General features: G+C 55.2%; 20 protein-coding genes. 6 read left to right on the top strand and 14 right to left on the bottom strand.

Annotation, left to right across the window (positions count from 1 at the left end):
- Nucleotides 1-5: 5 nt before the first annotated feature.
- The 3 genes from GNG29_RS20030 to GNG29_RS20020 all read left to right on the top strand — a co-directional run bounded on the left by GNG29_RS20030 (nt 6) and on the right by GNG29_RS20020 (nt 3357).
- A complete protein-coding gene (locus GNG29_RS20030; RefSeq protein WP_103177139.1) occupies nt 6-416 on the top strand; it encodes a Spy/CpxP family protein refolding chaperone in 411 nt (136 codons plus the stop codon).
- A gap of 283 nt (nt 417-699) precedes the next feature.
- The gene (locus tag GNG29_RS20025) at nt 700-2031 is read left to right on the top strand and encodes an amino acid permease (RefSeq protein ID WP_156655264.1); all 1332 of its coding nucleotides are present in this window, start codon (nt 700-702) and stop codon (nt 2029-2031) included.
- 21 nt (nt 2032-2052) lie between these two features.
- On the top strand, nt 2053-3357 hold the full coding sequence (locus GNG29_RS20020) for a serine dehydratase subunit alpha family protein (protein WP_156655263.1): 1305 nt from the start codon (nt 2053-2055) through the stop codon (nt 3355-3357).
- Between the two features lie 38 nt (nt 3358-3395).
- Here the strand turns inward: GNG29_RS20020 and GNG29_RS20015 are convergent, their stop codons facing one another.
- Nucleotides 3396-4097: a pirin family protein gene (locus GNG29_RS20015; RefSeq protein ID WP_103177136.1), complete on the bottom strand. Its 702-nt coding sequence runs from the start codon at nt 4095-4097 to the stop codon at nt 3396-3398.
- 105 nt (nt 4098-4202) lie between these two features.
- Between GNG29_RS20015 and yhaJ the strand changes: the two genes are divergently transcribed.
- Nucleotides 4203-5099 (top strand): DNA-binding transcriptional regulator YhaJ, encoded by an 897-nt coding sequence (gene yhaJ / locus GNG29_RS20010; RefSeq protein WP_103177135.1) that lies wholly within the window; start codon nt 4203-4205, stop codon nt 5097-5099.
- A gap of 39 nt (nt 5100-5138) precedes the next feature.
- On the opposite strand, the gene GNG29_RS20005 is transcribed toward yhaJ, so the two are convergent.
- The 11 genes from GNG29_RS20005 to GNG29_RS19955 all read right to left on the bottom strand — a co-directional run bounded on the left by GNG29_RS20005 (nt 5139) and on the right by GNG29_RS19955 (nt 12499).
- Nucleotides 5139-5504, bottom strand: a complete 366-nt coding sequence (locus tag GNG29_RS20005) for a DUF805 domain-containing protein (RefSeq protein ID WP_103177134.1) — start codon at nt 5502-5504, stop codon at nt 5139-5141.
- Between the two features lie 106 nt (nt 5505-5610).
- Nucleotides 5611-6597 carry a glutathione S-transferase family protein gene (locus tag GNG29_RS20000; RefSeq protein WP_103177133.1) on the bottom strand — a complete coding sequence of 329 codons (987 nt, stop codon included), beginning with the start codon at nt 6595-6597 and terminating at the stop codon, nt 5611-5613.
- A 65-nt stretch (nt 6598-6662) separates the two neighbouring features.
- Complete coding sequence (locus GNG29_RS19995; protein WP_168191992.1) at nt 6663-7055, bottom strand: DoxX family protein; 393 nt, start codon at nt 7053-7055, stop codon at nt 6663-6665.
- 220 nt (nt 7056-7275) lie between these two features.
- Nucleotides 7276-7590 carry a YqjK-like family protein gene (locus GNG29_RS19990; protein ID WP_103177131.1) on the bottom strand — a complete coding sequence of 105 codons (315 nt, stop codon included), beginning with the start codon at nt 7588-7590 and terminating at the stop codon, nt 7276-7278.
- A complete protein-coding gene (locus tag GNG29_RS19985) occupies nt 7587-7985 on the bottom strand; it encodes a phage holin family protein (protein WP_103177130.1) in 399 nt (132 codons plus the stop codon). The genes GNG29_RS19990 and GNG29_RS19985 overlap by 4 nt, the downstream gene beginning before the upstream one ends.
- Nucleotides 7986-7987: 2 nt before the next feature.
- The gene (locus tag GNG29_RS19980; protein ID WP_103177129.1) at nt 7988-8293 is read right to left on the bottom strand and encodes a YqjD family protein; all 306 of its coding nucleotides are present in this window, start codon (nt 8291-8293) and stop codon (nt 7988-7990) included.
- 29 nt (nt 8294-8322) lie between these two features.
- Nucleotides 8323-8691 carry a DUF1090 domain-containing protein gene (locus GNG29_RS19975; protein WP_103177128.1) on the bottom strand — a complete coding sequence of 123 codons (369 nt, stop codon included), beginning with the start codon at nt 8689-8691 and terminating at the stop codon, nt 8323-8325.
- Nucleotides 8692-8845: 154 nt separating this feature from the next.
- Nucleotides 8846-9229 carry an EnvZ/OmpR regulon moderator MzrA gene (gene mzrA / locus GNG29_RS19970; RefSeq protein WP_103180990.1) on the bottom strand — a complete coding sequence of 128 codons (384 nt, stop codon included), beginning with the start codon at nt 9227-9229 and terminating at the stop codon, nt 8846-8848.
- 4 nt (nt 9230-9233) lie between these two features.
- Complete coding sequence (gene yqjA, locus GNG29_RS19965) at nt 9234-9896, bottom strand: DedA family general envelope maintenance protein YqjA (protein WP_059307126.1); 663 nt, start codon at nt 9894-9896, stop codon at nt 9234-9236.
- A 350-nt stretch (nt 9897-10246) separates the two neighbouring features.
- Nucleotides 10247-11023 (bottom strand): transcriptional regulator ExuR, encoded by a 777-nt coding sequence (exuR, locus tag GNG29_RS19960; RefSeq protein ID WP_103177126.1) that lies wholly within the window; start codon nt 11021-11023, stop codon nt 10247-10249.
- 177 nt (nt 11024-11200) lie between these two features.
- Entirely contained in the window at nt 11201-12499 is a 1299-nt protein-coding gene (locus tag GNG29_RS19955) for an MFS transporter (protein WP_103177125.1), read from the bottom strand.
- 471 nt (nt 12500-12970) lie between these two features.
- Here GNG29_RS19955 and uxaC point away from each other — a divergent pair, with 471 nt between their 5' ends.
- On the top strand, nt 12971-14383 hold the full coding sequence (gene uxaC, locus GNG29_RS19950) for a glucuronate isomerase (RefSeq protein WP_156655262.1): 1413 nt from the start codon (nt 12971-12973) through the stop codon (nt 14381-14383).
- A 17-nt stretch (nt 14384-14400) separates the two neighbouring features.
- Nucleotides 14401-15888, top strand: coding sequence for a UxaA family hydrolase (locus GNG29_RS19945; protein WP_103824887.1), 1488 nt, complete (start codon nt 14401-14403; stop codon nt 15886-15888).
- Between the two features lie 86 nt (nt 15889-15974).
- Here GNG29_RS19945 and sstT read toward each other — a convergent pair whose 3' ends face one another.
- Together sstT and GNG29_RS19935 are read right to left on the bottom strand one after the other, a co-directional pair.
- Nucleotides 15975-17216 carry a serine/threonine transporter SstT gene (gene sstT / locus GNG29_RS19940; RefSeq protein ID WP_156655261.1) on the bottom strand — a complete coding sequence of 414 codons (1242 nt, stop codon included), beginning with the start codon at nt 17214-17216 and terminating at the stop codon, nt 15975-15977.
- A 297-nt stretch (nt 17217-17513) separates the two neighbouring features.
- Nucleotides 17514-18482, bottom strand: a complete 969-nt coding sequence (locus GNG29_RS19935) for a TerC family protein (RefSeq protein ID WP_103177120.1) — start codon at nt 18480-18482, stop codon at nt 17514-17516.
- Nucleotides 18483-18557: the final 75 nt, after the last annotated feature.

Here is an 18557-nt window from a genome sequence, read left to right as displayed (position 1 = left end):
GTGAGATGAAAAAGATTTTCCGGATCGCGCTGCTGACGGCAACGATGACAGGCTTTGCGGGTGTGGCGCAGGCGGCAGAAGTGACAACCGCACCGCAGCCTGCCCAGGATCCTATCGTTCAGCAATTAAAACTCAGCAGCGAACAGACCGCGAAAATTAAGGCTCTGCACCAGCAGCTGGAAGAGAACGTGCAGAAAATCCCGACCAGCGATGTGAAAAATGGCACGTTGATTGACGTGATCCAGTCCGGCAAATGGGATGAGAAGGCAGTGAAAGATCAGCTGGCTGCGTTCAGCCGCATTGAGGAGCAGGCGCGTTACTATCGCGTGAAATATTACTTCGATGTGAGCCAGGTCCTGACGGCAGAGCAGCGGGCAGAAGTCAGATCGCAAATCGCCCAGACTCTGAGCGAATAAGTTGTCATTAACGTACCAGTGCTCAACAACCCGCGCGTGTCGCGGGTTTTTTATTCCTTGAAGTGCGTCACAATGAGAAAAGTAGCCCCACTTCTTTTTTAAAAAGAGTAATTTTTTCTTTTTTTAGCCAAAAACCCCACTAACGTTGTGATTTTTTTCTCTTCCTCTCCGGATATGATATTTCCACACGAATAACAAACGCCTGCACCTCTCTGGTCATTATCGCTGATGAGCAGATATCCATAAAAATAACTGTTTACCCTACAAAATAAGCGAGAGCCTAATGGATACGGCGACAAATAATAGCGTAATTGTGAGCGACTCACCGGCAGCAAGACGGGCTGGAATGAGTGAGAGTGAATGGCAAGAAGCGATTAAATTCGACAGTAATGATACCGGTTGGATAATTATGAGTATCGGCATGGCAATCGGTGCCGGTATTGTTTTTCTCCCGGTTCAGGTGGGATTAATGGGCCTGTGGGTTTTTCTGCTCTCTTCCATCATTGGTTATCCGGCGATGTATCTCTTTCAGCGCCTGTTTATTAATACGCTGGCGGAATCGCCGGAGTGCAAAGATTATCCGAGCGTGATCAGCGGTTATCTGGGTAAAAACTGGGGCATTCTGTTAGGGGCGCTCTATTTTGTCATGCTGGTTATCTGGATGTTTGTATATTCCACGGCGATTACCAACGACAGCGCCTCTTATCTGCATACCTTCGGCGTGACGGACGGTTTGCTGTCAGAAAACCCTTTCTATGGCTTATTACTGATCTGTATCCTGGTGGCGATCTCTTCCCGGGGTGAAAAACTGCTGTTTAAAGTCTCCAGCCTGATGGTGCTCACCAAACTGCTGGTGGTAGCGGCTCTGGGCATCTCAATGATTGGTATGTGGCACCTCTATAACGTTGGCGCGCTGCCGCCGATGGGGCTGCTGATCAAGAATGCCATCATTACGCTGCCGTTTACCCTCACCTCCATTCTGTTTATCCAGACGCTCAGCCCAATGGTGATCTCCTACCGCTCCCGCGCAAAATCGATCGAAGTGGCACGGTACAAAGCCCTGCGGGCGATGAATATCGCGTTTGGCATTCTGTTTGTGACGGTCTTTTTCTACGCGGTCTCTTTTACCCTCGCGATGGGGCATGAGGAAGCGGTCAAAGCCTATGAACAGAATATTTCCGCCCTGGCAATTGCCGCGCAGTTTATTAGTGGTGATGGTGCGGGTTGGGTAAAAATCGTCAGCGTTATTCTGAATATCTTCGCTGTGATGACCGCTTTCTTTGGCGTCTATCTCGGCTTTCGTGAAGCGACGCAAGGCATTGTGATGAATATCCTGCGCCGCAAATTGCCGGCGGATAAAATCAATGAATCCACCGTACAGCGCGGCATTATGGTGTTTGCCATACTGCTTGCCTGGAGCGCCATTGTATTAAATGCTCCTGTGCTGAGTTTCACCTCTATCTGCAGCCCTATTTTTGGCATGGTGGGCTGTTTAATTCCGGCGTGGCTGGTCTACAAGGTCCCTGCGCTGCATAAATACAAAGGCGTGTCGCTGGTGATTATTATTATCACCGGGCTACTGCTTTGTGTTTCTCCTTTCCTCGCTTTTTCCTGATGTGCAATAAAGGTCGTAACGATGTCTGAACAAATAAACCCTTTATGGAACCTGTTTATTCACGCGGTGCAGGAAGAGGTTAAACCTGCCCTGGGATGTACAGAACCTGTCTCGCTGTCGCTGGCTTGTGCCATCGCGGCTGAACAGCTAAGCGGAGAAATCACGCAAATTGAGGCGTGGGTTTCACCGAATTTAATGAAGAATGGACTGGGTGTAACAGTACCAGGTACTGGCATGGTTGGCCTGCCTGTTGCGGCTGCGCTGGGGGCGATTGGTGGCAATCCCCGGGGCGGGCTGGAGGTTTTAAAAGATGCTTCGCCCGAGGCGATTGCCCGCGCTAAAGTGCTGCTGGCGGCAGGAAAAGTGCAGGTAAAACTGCAGCAACCCTGCGACGAAATCCTCTATTCCCGCGCCATTGTCTATGCCGGGGCGGAGTCGGCAAGCGTCACCATCGCGGGAGGACACACGCGGGTCGTGCAGATCAGCTATCAGGGCGAAACACGCTTTATGCTGGATGAGCAGCCGCAGAGCTCTGGCGGCGATCCCCTGAGAGTGCTGTCGAGCACGTCGCTGTCGCAGATCCTGGAGTTTATCGAGCATGTTCCGTTTTCCGCCATTCGTTTTATCCTGGAAGCCGGGCATCTAAACGACGCCCTCTCCAGGGAGGGATTAACCGGCAAATGGGGACTCCATATTGGCGCGACGTTGCATAGACAGCAGGCGCGCGGCTTTATCGACCAGGGGTTAGGATCGGAGATAATCATCCGCACCAGCGCCGCGTCAGATGCCCGAATGGGCGGAGCGACACTGCCTGCGATGAGCAATTCCGGTTCGGGTAATCAGGGGATTACGGCAACGATGCCGGTTCTGGTCGTGGCGGAATATCTCCAGGCTGATGAGGAAAAACTGGCGCGGGCCCTGATGCTTTCGCACCTCTCGGCCATTTATATCCATTACCAGCTTCCTCGCCTGTCGGCATTGTGCGCGGCGACGACCGCGGCCATGGGCGCGGCAGCAGGTTTGGCATGGCTGCTGGACGGGGGCTATAAGGCGATTGAGATGGCGATCAGCAGTATGATTGGCGACGTCAGCGGAATGATCTGCGATGGAGCATCGAACAGCTGCGCGATGAAAGTCTCAACCAGCGTCAGCAGTGCCTGGAAATCGGTAATGATGGCGCTTGATGATTGCGCCGTGACCGGCAACGAAGGGATTGTGGCGCACGATGTGGAACAGTCCATCGCCAATCTGTGCTCACTTGCATGCCGTTCAATGCAGGCAACGGATAAACAGATCATTGAGATCATGGCGGAGAAAGTCGCCTGAAATAACGGCCTCTCCTTGTACGGGGAGAGGCCGGCGGTTCAGACCGGCAAATCAATCAACAGCGCACGCAGCGGCGTATCGGCCACCAGGGTGATATTCGCCTCGTCGCGAATAAACGCACCATCTCCGCAGGTTAACGCTTCACGCTCCTCAGCGGGCGTCTGCGCATGTACCGTGCCGTGGATAGATTGCAGGTAGGCGCGCGGGCCGTGCAGCTGAAAACTCAGACGCTCCCCTTTATCCAGCTCGATATGATGCAGCCATACCTGCTGGCGGAGCTGCAGGCTGCCTGCGCTGCCATCTGGCGAGGCCAGCAGCTGCTGTTTGGCATCCAGCAGATCGATCTTCTGGAGCAGCGGATTTTCCCGCTCCGGGCAGGCATCTAACCACAGCTGCAGGCGCGTCAGCGTCTTATCTTTGCTGAGGTTATGCTCGCTGTAGCTGATACCGGGCTGAGTGGCTATCAGCAATGCTTCACCGGCTTTCGCCTGGACATGGTTGCCCTCGCTGTCGCGATACTCTGCTTCGCCTTCAAGAATCAGATTCAGGATATCCACTTTTGGATAAGTACGCGGCTGGAATGAGGCGCCGGGTGCGAGCACCTCCTGGTTCAGCACGCGCAAAGAGGCATAGCCCAGCAGTTTCGGGTCAAAGTAGTGTCCAAAGGAAAAGGTGTAGCGGGCCTGCAGCCAACCGAAATCGGCTTGTCCGCACTGTTTAGCTGTTCTTGTCGTAATCATAAAACTTGACCTCTCTTTACACTAAAACAATGGTAAAGGTATGGACGCTGCATTGTTAGCCAGATATTCTGCCCGGTATGTTCAAATTTCCTGAATGAGAACGCCATGGCTAAAGAGAGAGCATTGACCCTTGAAGCGCTGCGCGTGATGGACGCCATCGATCGTCGCGGCAGCTTTGCGGCGGCAGCGGATGAACTGGGGCGCGTACCCTCTGCCCTGAGTTACACCATGCAGAAACTGGAAGAAGAGCTGGATGTGGTGCTGTTTGACCGCTCTGGTCACCGAACAAAATTCACCAATGTTGGCCGCATGCTGCTGGAGCGCGGGCGCGTGTTGCTGGAGGCGGCGGATAAACTGACCACCGACGCCGAAGCGCTGGCCCGCGGCTGGGAAACGCATCTGACGCTGGTTACCGAAGCGTTGGTACCCACCACTGCGCTCTACCCGCTGGTGGATCGCCTGGCGGAAAAAGCCAATACCCAGCTTTCAATTATTACCGAAGTGCTCGCCGGGGCGTGGGAGCGCCTGGAGCAGGGCCGGGCGGATATTGTGATCGCGCCGGATATGCACTTCCGCTCCTCGTCCGAAATCAACTCCCGCAAGCTCTATACCGTGATGAATGTCTATGTCGCCGCACCGGATCATCCGATTCATCAGGAACCCGAGCCGCTGTCGGAAGTGACCCGCGTAAAATACCGCGGCGTGGCGGTGGCCGATACCGCCCGCGAGCGCCCGGTACTAACCGTTCAGCTGCTTGATAAACAGCCGCGCCTCACCGTCAGCACCCTTGAAGATAAGCGTCAGGCGCTGCTGGCTGGGCTGGGCGTGGCGACCATGCCGTATCCGTTCGTTGAGAAAGATATTGCCGAAGGGCGGCTGCGGGTGGTGAGCCCGGAATATACCAGTGAAGTGGATATTATTATGGCGTGGCGTCGTGACAGCATGGGCGAGGCCAAATCCTGGTGTCTGCGTGAGATCCAGAAGTTGTTCACCCAGAAGTAAATTGCAGGCCCGGCAGGCGCAGCGCCGCCGGGCAAACTATCAGTTGTTTAGCAACGGATCCGGCCCAAAACGGTTTTCACCTGGCGTACCGCGCTGGCAGTTGAAGATCAGAATAATGATCCAGCCCAGCACCGGGATAAGCACCAGCAGCAGCCACCACGCTGAACGGTCAGTATCATGCAGCCGGCGAAACAGCACGGCCCAAGATGGCAGAAGTACCAGCAAGCCATACACGGTGGTGAGAATGCCTTCGCCGCCAGCCCGCTCCCAGCCCAGCATCTTGTCGATCAGCCCCAGCACGCAGATCAGAATGAAGTTCACCAGGGTGAACATCCAGAACTCTTTGCGGCGGGCGCGCCCTTTGAACCCAATATAATTTCGAAGTACTTTCAGATACCAGTCCATTTCTTGTGGCCTCCGCAGCAATTAGTTATTTGTTTTTTAAGCGATCCACTAAAGCATAGACGGGAATAAAAAGGGGTAAAGGGCGCCAGAAAAGCGCCCCTGAGGCTTAGCCAAAGCGGACGTCGCGCCCGTGCGGTTCGTTCAGATCCTGCCACGGGCCAATGGAGATAATGCCCGTCGGATTAATGGTTTTATGGCTGCGATAGTAATGGTTACGGATATGGCCAAAATCGACCGTCTCCGCAATCCCCGGCATCTGATAGATGTCGCGCAGGAATCCGTGCAGGTTGAGGTAATCGCTGATCCGGTGTTTGTCGCACTTGAAGTGGGTCACGTAAACCGGGTCAAAGCGCACCAGCGTGGTCCAGAGGCGGATATCGGCTTCGGTCAGCTGGTCACCGGTGAGATAGCGGTGCTGGCCGAGGATCTGCTCCAGCCGCTCCAGCGAGGCAAAGACATTGGTCACCGCTTCGTCGTAAGCTTCCTGGCTGGTGGCAAACCCGGCCTTATAGACGCCGTTGTTCACGTTGTCGTAGATCCAGCTATTCAGGTCATCGATCTTATCGCGCAGCGCGGGCGGATAAAAATCGCCTGCCCGGGCGCCGTGAGCATCAAACGCGGTGTTAAACATGCGGATGATCTCGGCCGACTCATTGCTGACGATGGTCTGATTTTTCTTATCCCACAGTACCGGAACGGTAACGCGGCCGGTGTAGTGGGGATCGGCGTGCAGGTAGAGCTGGTAGAGAAAATCATGGTGATAGAGCGAGTCGCCGGTCGCCGCCGGGAAATCATCGCCGAAAGTCCAGCCGTTCTCCAGCATTAGCGGATGCACCACCGAGACGGGGATCAGCGCTTCCAGCCCCTTCAGGGCACGGACGATCAGGGTGCGATGCGCCCACGGACAGGCCAGAGAAACATAGAGGTGGTAACGATCTTTCTCAGCCGCAAAGCCGCCTTCGCCGCTCGGGCCAGGCGCACCGTCGGCAGTGAGCCAGTTACGGAAGGCCGAAACAGAACGTTTGAAACGCCCCCCGGTTGATTTGGTGTCATACCAGGTATCCTGCCAGACGCCGTCTACGAGTTGTCCCATCTATTCCTCCTTAGATAGCAAAAGCGAGGAGAGATCCCCTCGCTTTTTGATTCAGTATAGCGTGCTTACCACTTCTTATTCAGGACGCGGTCAATACTGAACGCGCCAGGACCGGTGATAGCCAGCAGCAGATAACCGCCTGCGATAGTCAGGTTTTTCATGAACATCAGAGAGTTCACCCCTTCCGCAAAGTTGCTGTGGAACAGGAACGCGGTCAGCAGTGTGAAGCCTGCGGTGAACAGTGCGGTAGTCCGGGTCAGGAAACCGAACAGAATGGCCAGGCCACCCCCCAGTTCAAGCAGAATGGTCAGCGGCAGCAGGAACCCCGGAACGCCCATCGCTTCCATATACTGTTGCGTACCGGCGTAACCCCCGATTTTGCTCCAGCCAGCGGTAATAAACAGGATTGGCATCAGAACGCGCGCTACCAGTACACCAACATCTTCTAATTTTTTCATCTTACTCTCCAGGGAACCACTTGGGCTGTAAATACTATTTATTGTGCAAAATCGGGCGTATGCCGCGGTCTCGCTGTCGATGGAGAGAATCATAAACGGGGCGAATGGGGATTGTTAGCAAGGAAAACTGTCAATCTTTATCAAAGATATTGAGTAATAAGAAGGGAAGGATAAAAGTAAAGCGCCAGGAGGCGCTTTACAGGGTGAGGCAGGGTAAACGTCAGCGGGTTTCTTGTTTACGGAGCTGCTGCTGGGTAAGGGTGGTTTTAATCATCTTCCACGCGCTCCAGATGCCCAGACCGCGGCGCGCCCAGCGGATCAGCATATTCGGATGGCGCACGGCCCTCACCGCCAGAATGCTGCTCCCTATCAGCGCCCATGCCCGTAGGTTCAGAAACATATTCCACCCGCGGTCATAGCTGTGCGTGGCTTCCAGCCAGTCACGGCTGCCAGCCGACAGATCCAGCCGTTGCTGCTGGATCTGGCTCAGCAAAAATGCCTTTTCTCGCTCACGTTCCGCTCGGCTTCTGCTCACTTTTTGTCATCCTCCAGCAGTGACCGGTCGTTGGCGAGCTCCTTACGGGTATGATGTAGCAGGGTCGACTGGCGCACTTTGCGCATCGTCCATATTCCCCCTATCAGAGCAGCAAGCAGCAGCACCACGGTGGTGCCAATCATCACATTAAGACGATACTGCGGATCGACTGCCCAGATAATCAATACCATCAGGCTCATCAGGCCAAAGGCGGCGAAGAGCATAGTCAACCCCAGCATCAGTAGCAGCTGGAAGAGGTTCGCTTTCTCTTCTTCCAGTTCAACTACTGCCAGCCGGATACGCGTCTCTGCGATGCCGACGAGAGTAGTCAAGATCCGCTGTCCGATACCGAGAACGTTTTTTGCGGGCCCTTGTGGTTGACGTGAATCTTCCATAATTAACGTCGCGTAAGCAGCATGCCGATGACAACGCCAACCGCAGCACCGATACCTACGCCGGCCCACGGATTCTCACGCACATACTCATCAGCGCGCGCGGCAGCCTCACGGGTCTGTTTAGCCAGCGCATCGCTGGTTTCGCCCAGACGATAGCGGCTTTCGTGCAGGGCCTGCTCCGCTTTATTACGCAGTTTGCTCAGCTCTTCTTTCGACTTATTGCCAGAGGAGCTCAGTACCTCTTCCAGGGTATCCGCCAGGGACTTCAGTTCAGCGCGTAAATGGTCTGACGTGGTATCTTTTGACATGATTCTCTCCTGTTACGATGTCCGTTAAATCAGTAATCGCGAGACTCCAGCGCTTTCAGTTCGTTCTGCGCTTCTTGCAGTTTCTGCTCACGTTTGGCAACTTTGTCTGCATCGCCTTTCTCCTTTGCCTCCGCCAGATCCCGGCGGCGTTCAGCAATTTCTTCTTTCTGTTCGGCAATTTTGTGCTGATGATCGGCACGCAGTTTGCTATCAGAACAGTTAGCTTTAACTTCGCTCAGCGCTTTATTCAATCCATTGATTCTGCTCTGATTGTTATGCTTTTCAGCGTAACTGATCTCGCGTTGAATATCCTGTTCCTTCTCCTGACAAAGAGACGAAGCGAACGAAGCTGTGCTCAAAGAAAAAAGGGCGAGGCCCAGGGCGATGCGGTAATTCATTGTTGAAACCTTCCATTGTTTTCGACGTAACCTGCGGAAATGTCGAATTCCAGAGTCGTGCGGAGTACGTGTGAGAGGTGCTCCGCGTACTTAAGCATAGTAAGTAAACGGGGATATCACCAAAGTAAGTGAAAAGATTCAGAATAGTGGAAATTTAGCCTAACAGACGCGATGTATCACGCAGACGGGTCAGCCAGACCACCGCCTGATTGTCATTATCCTGTTGAGCAATGATATAGCCATGCGGCAGGCTGCGATCGAGCACCTTTTTCGCGGCAGCGCTTTGTACGCTGGAGTCGAAGGTGATCAGCAGCACATCTTTCTGCGGGGTAATACTTTTGAACTGAATACCGTTGGCATCCAGGTGATGCCAGATGGAGAAACCATCCGGCATGCTGACGCCCTGATTGACCGCGCGGATCGCCAGCGTCGATTCCTGTTTTTGCAGCGCCGCCCAGGCCAGCAGCAGGGCGCTGAACATCACCAGCGCGACCATGGCGTAAGAGAGACGGCGCATTGACGCGTTAGGATTGGCCATGTCGTTAGCCCTGACTTCCATGTTTTTTCTTCCAGAGAACCACCAGCGAACCAATCAGCCCGAACACCAGCAGCACGACCGGCAGCAGCATCAGGCAGGACATCAGCTGATCTTCATATTTCAGGAATACCGGCGTTTTGCCAAGCAGATAGCCCAGTGTGGTAAGGATCAGCACCCACAGCAGGCCGCTCATCCAGTTAAAGAACTGAAAACGCGTGCTGCTAAGGCCGGAAAGACCGGCAATGGTTGGCAGCAGGGTGCGGACAAAGGCGATAAAGCGGCCCACCAGCAGCGCGGAAAGCCCGTGCTTGTGGAACAGGTGATGCGCCCGTTGATGATAGTGTGCCGGCAGGTGCGATAGCCAGTTCTGCACGATACGCGTATTGCCAAGCCATCGCCCCTGGATATAGCTCAACCAGCAGCCGAGGCTGGCGGCAATGGTCAGCAGCAGGACGGTTTGCGGAAATTGCATTGCCCCTTTTGCGCACAGCACGCCAACCAGCACCAGCAGGCTATCGCCAGGCAGGAAAGCGGCAGGAAGCAGACCGTTTTCAAGAAACAGAATCATAAACAGGACAAAATAGAGCATGCCAATCATGGACGGATTGGCCAGCGTTTCGAAATCCTGGGCCCATAAGGCATTAAGTAGTTGGGTCAAAAGTTCCATTCAGTGTTCCTGGAAAGCGGTTAACGACGCACCTGTCAACCGGGTCAAACAGCACGGCGACATTTTTTATAATTTCATTATGGTCGCTCGCGGACACAGTGTGTGGCCAAACTGTTCCCTGTTAAATGGCTAAGTAAGCAAGCACTAACTAACAAGCTAAACGGCAAATTGCATCTAATTGTAACAAACGCCAATAGGATCCGTCACAGTATTTGCATGTACCGCAGATAGATTTTGTCTTAACCCAGGGAGGAGACGCGAGGCTATTTACAAAGGCTGACACTATATATGTTTACTTACCCACCGTGGCCGGAAGGCGCAGCGAAGCGCCTGCCGATGCGTGAAGAAAACTATTTTGCGTGACTGACGGCGCTATCGAGGTGAACCACCGGATTCTCAGCAAAAAGATAGCGGTCGGCGTTAAATTCGAAGTCGTCGCTGGTTTCATTGAACAGCATCTGTTTGGTGTTTTCGAGATGCTGCCACATCGCCACTTTTGCCGCATGCGGGTCTTTACGAATCAGTGCCTTAAGGATTTGATCGTGATCGTCACACCAGTTATCCACGGTGCGGGAATCGATATGATCGTGCAGTTTTTTCCAGTACGGGTTATGAACGCGCTGAGTCCACATTTTTTCGACGATTGCCGCAAGCGCACTGTTTTGCGTCGCCAGCGCCACCTGGACATGAAACTGCAGGTCCCATTCGGAGTCGCGGAAGCATTTCTCTTTACGCGCGTTGTCCTGGATCTCCATCAACTTCATGATGTCCTGCTTGGTCACCTGCGTCGCCGCGAACTCGGCGATATTACTCTCAATAAGCTGACGAGCCTGGAGCAGCTCAAAGGGGCCGTAATTGGCAAATTCCAGATTTTCGTCCGGGGCCGGGGAGTGTTTTGGCTGGCTGGAGATAACATGAATGCCGGAACCTTTACGCACTTCAACATAGCCTTCCACTTCCAGCATGATGATGGCTTCACGAACCACGGTGCGGCTTACGCTCTTCTCATCAGCGATAAAACGCTCGGCAGGTAACTTGTCGCCTACCAGATAAACGCCTTGCTCGATGCGCGATTTCAGCTCGGCAGCAAGTTGCTGATAAAGACGACGGGGTTCGTTGATTTCCATATGCGCTCCAGGCAAGGTATGGCTAATGATTTGTTATACCACTTTTACCCCTTTGTCTCCAGATTTGACCCGCAAAAAAGCCGCTCGGGAGCGGCTTTTATATACCAGACTGCGCTTCGCTTGCGCGCCCTGGCGGTTTAGTAGGCCGGGTAAGCGAAGCGCCACCCGGCAATAAATCTAGCTCTGAGTCGCGGGTCTTCCAACAGACTCTTGCAACAGCTCCTCTGCGGACTTGCTTTTCAGCACCGTCCAGATAAGCACTGCACCCAGCAGGTCGAAGATAGCCAGTACCGCGAACAGCGGGCTAAAGCCGATGGTGTCAGCCAGCGCACCGACCACCAGGGCGAACAGGGTGCTGGCGGTCCAGGCTGCCATCCCGGTCAGGCCGTTAGCGGTCGCCACTTCATTACGACCGAAGACATCAGAAGAGAGGGTGATCAGCGCACCGGAGAGAGACTGGTGAGCAAAGCCCCCGACGCACAGCAGCGCAATCGCGACATACGGGCTGGTGAACAGACCAATCATCCCCGGGCCAATCATCAGTACGGCACCCATGGTGACAACCATTTTACGGGAGACGATCAGGTTCACGCCGAACCAGCGCTGGAACAGCGGTGGCAGGTAACCCCCGACGATACAGCCCAGGTCTGCGAACAGCATTGGCATCCAGGCGAACATGGCGATCTCTTTCAGGTTAAAGCCGTAAACTTTAAACATGAACAGCGGGATCCAGGCGTTGAACGTACCCCATGCAGGCTCAGCCAGGAAACGCGGCAGGGCGATACCCCAGAACTGACGGGTACCCAGAATCTGCAGAACAGACATCTTCTTGCCGTTATTGGTCTGGTGCTGGGACTCCTGGCCGCCGATGATGTAGTCACGTTCTTCATCAGAGAGTTTCTTCTGATCGCGCGGGTGTTTGTAGAAGATCAGCCAGCACATCGCCCAGGCGAAGCTCAGTACGCCGGAGAGAATAAACGCCAGCTGCCAGCTGTGCATCACGATAGCCCACACCACCAGCGGCGGAGCAATCATCGCGCCGATAGAGGAACCCACGTTGAAGTAGCCCACCGCGATGGAGCGCTCTTTCGCCGGGAACCACTCTGACGCCGCTTTCAGACCCGCAGGGATCATCGCCGCTTCCGCAGCACCTACCGCGCCACGGGCCAGCGCCAGGCCACCCCAGCTGCCTGCCAGCGCGGTTGCGCCGCAGAAGATGGCCCAGGTGACGGCGAATACGGCGTAGCCAACTTTCGTACCCAGAATATCCAGCACGTAGCCTGCTACCGGCTGCATGATGGTGTAAGCCGCGGAATAGGCCGCGATAATATAGGAGTATTGTTGCGTGGAGATGTGCAACTCTTCCATCAGCGTTGGCGCAGCCGCCGCTATGGTATTACGCGTCAGGTAGCCCAGCACGGTGCCGAGCGTCACCAGTGCGATCATGTACCAACGTAACCCTTTAATTTTACGCATGTAAAACCTCATCGTTATGTTATTGCCGCACCGGAGTACGGGCATCTCTATGCATTGCGTGAGATGTTTTCAACGGGAGGGCGTAACCGGGAATGCTCCCGGTACGGCCCGAACCTTGCCATAAGTAACGTGCATAATTCGGTATCCTTACCGCTGAGTCCGACGCCTGTGGCACCGGTAATGCATTCCGTCGGCTTATAATTTGCGACGGCAGAACGATAACTTGTCATACAACTTTAAAAGGTGAGTGACATCACAAATGTGTCAATAATTGTAAGGTTAATGTCGAGCCTGTGTCAGGCCAGAGCTGGCGCGGCGTTAAGCGCTGTTTAACACTTTAGATGTAGATTATTTGTCGACGTTTATTGATCTAACTCACGAAAAAATCATCGGCCTCTGGAAATTGGTGTGATAACTTTGCAGCATCTGAACATTGCTGTTTTCTGACGTGCCCGTTAAGAGGATGACGACATGACGCCGTTTATGACTGAAGATTTTCTGTTAGATACCGAATTTGCCCGCCGCCTGTACCATGATTACGCGAAAGACCAGCCGATTTTCGACTACCACTGCCACCTTCCGCCGCAGCAGGTCGCCGAAAATTACCGTTTTAAAAACCTGTATGACATCTGGCTGAAAGGCGACCATTACAAGTGGCGCGCCATGCGCACCAACGGGGTGGCGGAACGCCTCTGTACCGGCGACGCGTCTGACCGTGAAAAATTCGATGCCTGGGCAGCGACCGTGCCGCACACCATTGGTAACCCGCTCTACCACTGGACCCATCTGGAGCTGCGCCGTCCATTCGGGATCACCGGCAAGCTGCTCTCTCCGACTACCGCGGATGAGATCTGGAACGAATGCAATGAGCTGCTGGCCCAGGATAAATTCTCTGCCCGCGGCATCATGAAGCAGATGAACGTGAAGATGGTCGGCACCACCGACGATCCGATTGACTCTCTGGAGCATCACGCCGTTGTCGCGAAGGACAGCTCGTTTGACGTGAAAGTGCTGCCAAGCTGGCGCCCGGATAAAGCGTTCAACATTGAGCAGGCGACCTTTGCCGACTACATGGCGAAGCTGAGTGAAGTCTCTGATACCGAGATCCGCCGTTTCGGCGATCTGCAGACCGCGCTGACGAAGCGTCTGGATCACTTCGCGGCTCACGGCTGTAAAGTTTCTGACCATGCGCTGGACGTGGTGCTGTTTGCTGAGGCGAACGAAGCCGAGCTGGACAGTATCCTGGCGCGCCGCCTGGCGGGTGAAACCCTGAGCGAGCATGAAGTGGCGCAGTTCAAAACTGCGGTGCTGGTCTGGCTGGCGGCAGAATATGCCCGTCGCGGCTGGGTGCAGCAGTACCACATTGGCGCGCTGCGCAACAACAACCTGCGTCAGTTCAAGCTGCTGGGCGCCGACGTCGGTTTCGACTCCATCAATGACCGTCCGCTGGCGGAAGAGCTCTCCAGACTGCTGAGCAAACAGAACGAAGAGAACCTGCTGCCAAAAACCATTCTGTACTGCCTGAACCCACGCGATAACGAAGTGCTGGGCACCATGATCGGTAACTTCCAGGGCGAAGGGATGCCGGGCAAAATGCAGTTCGGTTCCGGCTGGTGGTTCAACGACCAGAAAGATGGCATGGAGCGTCAGATGACCCAACTGGCGCAGCTTGGTCTGCTGAGCCGCTTTGTCGGCATGCTGACCGACAGCCGCAGCTTCCTTTCCTATACTCGCCATGAATATTTCCGCCGCATTCTGTGCCAGATGATTGGCCGCTGGGTCACCGCAGGCGAAGCGCCGGCCGATATTCAGCTGCTGGGCGAAATGGTGAAAAACATCTGCTTTAACAATGCGCGCGACTACTTCGCTATTGAACTGAACTAAGGCCGTCTGAGGTTGATATGCAATACATCAAAATCCATTCGCTGGATAACGTTGCGGTCGCGCTGGCCGACCTGAGCGAAGGCCTGGAGGTGACGTTTGACAACCAGACCGTCACCCTGCGCCAGGATCTGGCACGCGGGCACAAGTTTGCCCTGCAGCCGATTGCCAAAGGGGAGAACGTTATCAAATACGGTCTGCCTATCGGCCATGCCCTGGCGGATATCGCGGCGGGTGAATTTATTCACTCCCATAATACGCGCACCAATCTGAGCGATCTGGATGAGTACAGCTATCAACCTGAGTTGCTGGCTGAGAGCCGCCAGGCGGCAGATCGTGACGTTCAGATCTACCGCCGCGCCAGCGGTGAGGTGGGGATCCGCAATGAACTGTGGATCCTGCCCACCGTCGGCTGCGTCAACGGCATCGCCCGTCAGATCCAGAGCCGCTTCCTGAAAGAGACTAACCAGGCGGAAGGCACCGACGGCGTCTTCCTGTTCAGCCACACCTACGGCTGTTCCCAGCTGGGTGACGACCACATCAACACCCGCACCATGCTGCAAAACATGGTCCGCCATCCGAACGCCGGGGCGGTGCTGGTGATTGGCCTCGGTTGTGAAAACAACCAGGTGGATGCCTTCCGTGAGACGCTGGGGGATTTCGACCCTGCCCGCGTTCACTTTATGGTGTGCCAGCATCAGGAAGATGAGGTGGAAGCCGGTCTGGAGCATCTGCATGAGTTGTATGAGGCGATGCGCCATGATAAGCGTGAGCCAGGCAAGCTGAGTGAGCTGAAGTTTGGTCTGGAATGCGGCGGCTCGGATGGGCTGTCCGGCATTACCGCTAACCCGATGCTGGGTCAGTTCTCTGATTATGTCATCAGCAACGGCGGCACCACCGTGCTGACCGAAGTGCCGGAGATGTTCGGCGCGGAGCGCATTTTGATGAGCCACTGCCGCGACGAAGCGACGTTTGAAAAGACCGTCACCATGGTCAACGACTTCAAGCAGTACTTTATCGCCCACAACCAGCCGATTTACGAGAACCCATCCCCGGGCAACAAGGCGGGCGGGATCACCACGCTGGAGGAGAAATCCCTCGGCTGTACCCAGAAAGCGGGTGCCAGCCAGGTGGTGGACGTCCTGCGCTACGGCGAGCGGTTGAGCACGCCGGGTCTGAACCTGCTTAGTGCGCCGGGTAACGATGCCGTTGCAACCAGCGCCCTGGCGGGGGCGGGTTGCCATATGGTGCTGTTCAGCACCGGTCGCGGCACCCCGTACGGCGGTTTTGTGCCAACGGTGAAAATTGCCACCAACAGCGAGCTGGCGGCGAAGAAAAAGCACTGGATCGATTTCGATGCCGGTCAGCTGATCCATGGCAAAGCGATGCCGCAGCTGTTAACGGAATTCGTGGATGTGATTGTGGATATTGCCAATGGCAAACAGGCCTGCAACGAAAAAAACGACTTCCGCGAGCTGGCGATCTTCAAGAGTGGTGTGACGCTGTAGGTGTGGTGTCGGGTGTCGCTAACGCTTACCCGACCTACGAACCAAAATCAGGCCCGGTAAGGCGTAGCCGCCACCGGGCTTTTTTATTAATTACGTAAAGCGTTCTTAGCCAGACGCGCATCTTCAGCCTGACACGCCGCAGCGGTAAACAGCACGTCGGTGGAGGAGTTCAGCGCGGTTTCGCACGAGTCCTGCAGCACGCCAATGATAAAGCCCACAGCCACAACCTGCATCGCCACTTCATTCGGAATACCGAACATGTTGCAGGCCAGCGGGATCAGCAGCAGAGAACCACCCGCCACACCCGATGCACCACAGGCGCACAGCGACGCCACAACGCTCAGCAGCAGCGCGGTTAACAGGTCGACCGGCACGCCCAGGGTATGCACGGCAGCCAGGGTCAGCACGGTGACGGTGATCGCCGCACCTGCCATGTTCACCGTCGCACCCAGTGGGATAGAGACGGAGTAGGTGTCACGATCCAGGTTCAGCTTCTCGGCCAGCGCCATGTTAACCGGAATGTTCGCCGCGGAGCTGCGGGTAAAGAAGGCGTAGACGCCGCTCTCACGCAGGCAGGTCAGCACCAGCGGATAAGGGTTACGGCGGATCTGCCAGAACACCAGCAGCGGGTTGATGACCAGCGCCACCAGCAGCATGCAGCCCACCAGTACAACCAGCAGTTGCGCATAGCCCCACAGGGTTTCAAAACCGGTGGTTGCCAGAGTAGAAGAGACCAGGCCAAAGATACCGATCGGCGCAAAGCGGATCACCACTTTCACTATAAAGGTGACCGCGTTAGAGATATCGGTGATCAGATTTTTGGTGGTGTCGTTGCCGTGGCGCAGGGCGAAGCCCAGCCCGACGGCCCATACCAGAATGCCGATGTAGTTAGCATTCAGCAGCGCGTCAATCGGGTTAGAGACCATGCTTATCAGCAGGCCGCGAAGCACTTCCACGATGCCCGATGGCGGGGTGATATCGCCCACCGCAGAGGTGAGGTGCAGCGTGGAGGGGAACACGAAGCTAAAAATGACCGCCGTCAGCGCGGCAGAGAAGGTGCCCAGCAGATAAAGGAACAAAATCGGGCGAATGTTGGTTTTCTGTCCTTTCTGGTGGTTGGCAATGGAGGCCATAACCAGCATCAGTACCAGGACTGGGGCGACGGCTTTTAACGCGCCAACGAACAGGGTGCCGAGCAGGCCGGTGGCAATTGCCGCCGGTTTGGAAACCAGTGCCAGTAAAATACCCAGCACCAGACCTACCAGTATTTGTTTAACAAGGCTGCCCTGCGCCAGACGCGCGAGCAAACCCGGGGATTGCATGGTCATAAAAATTCCTTCAGTGAGATTGCGTTCCGTCCCGGAGATGCTCTCAGGCACTTATATTCCGGTTAGAGGTGTGTGTTTGTCAGGATGAGTATATTGAATGCGCGAAGTCTGGGAAGAGCAAAATGCTGGAATTTACGTACTGCGTCATGTTTTTTAACTGTCTGGTTACATTTTTGCCGGGTAGCGCGTTTTACTCCGCTGCGTGTTGTCATGCCGGGTGGCGCTGCGCTTACCCGGCCTACAAAACCGTAGGCCCGGCAAGCGTCGCGCCGCCGGGCACCAGACCGCACAATCCCCTTACTGGATCTGCCGCTTCTTATCGTTCTGGTGGTTCACCCAGGCGTTGATAAGCAGGGTCACAACCAGGATGCCAAACACCACGCCCAGCGAGATGGCGATCGGGATGTGATAGAAATCGACAATCAACATCTTAATGCCGATAAAGACCAGGATCACCGACAGACCATACTTCAGCATTGAGAAGCGCTCCGCCACGCCCGCCAGCAGGAAGTACATCGCACGCAGGCCGAGGATCGCAAAGAGGTTTGAGGTCAGCACGATGAACGGGTCAGTGGTCACCGCGAAGATCGCCGGAATACTGTCGACCGCGAAAATCACATCGCTCAGCTCCACCATGATCAGCACCAGCAGCAGCGGCGTGGCATACAGCAGGCCGTTTTTACGCACAAAGAAGTGCTCGCTTTCGATGGTGTCGGTCATACGCATATGACCACGCAGCCAGCGTACCAGCGGCTTCTCGCCAATACCGGTTTCATCTTCCTTCGCCAGCGCCATCTTCACGCCGGTAAAGAGCAGGAAGGCGCCGAAAACATAGAGCAGCCATTCGAACTGGGTAATCAGCCAGCTACCGGCGAAGATCATGATGGTACGCAACACGATCGCGCCCAGCACGCCATACACCAGCACCCGACGCTGCAAGGCTGCAGGCACCGCAAAATAGCTGAACAGCATCAGCCAGACGAAGACGTTATCCACCGCCAGGGCTTTTTCAATCAGATAGCCGGTGAGGAACGCCAGCGCCTGCGGATCGGCCACCGCGCGGCCTTGCGTCACGGAGAGATACCACCAGAAGGCGGCACAGAAGAGCAGGGAGAGGGTGACCCATACCAGCGACCAGGCGGCCGCCTGCTTCATGGTCATGCCATGCGCGCCGCGCCGACCCTGCAAAAAGAGATCGATCGCCAGCATGATGACCACAACGATGGCGAATCCTCCCCACATCAGCGGAGTACCTACAGTATTCATACAATTTTCCTTCCACAAAAAAAACGGCTAACGTCAGAAGACGATAGCCGTTGCGTTTTTTGTGCATAGACCTCG

The organism is Leclercia sp. Colony189 (genome assembly GCF_009740165.1).
Lineage (GTDB): Bacteria > Pseudomonadota > Gammaproteobacteria > Enterobacterales > Enterobacteriaceae > Enterobacter.
This window is presented reverse-complemented; position numbering and strand designations above follow the sequence as displayed.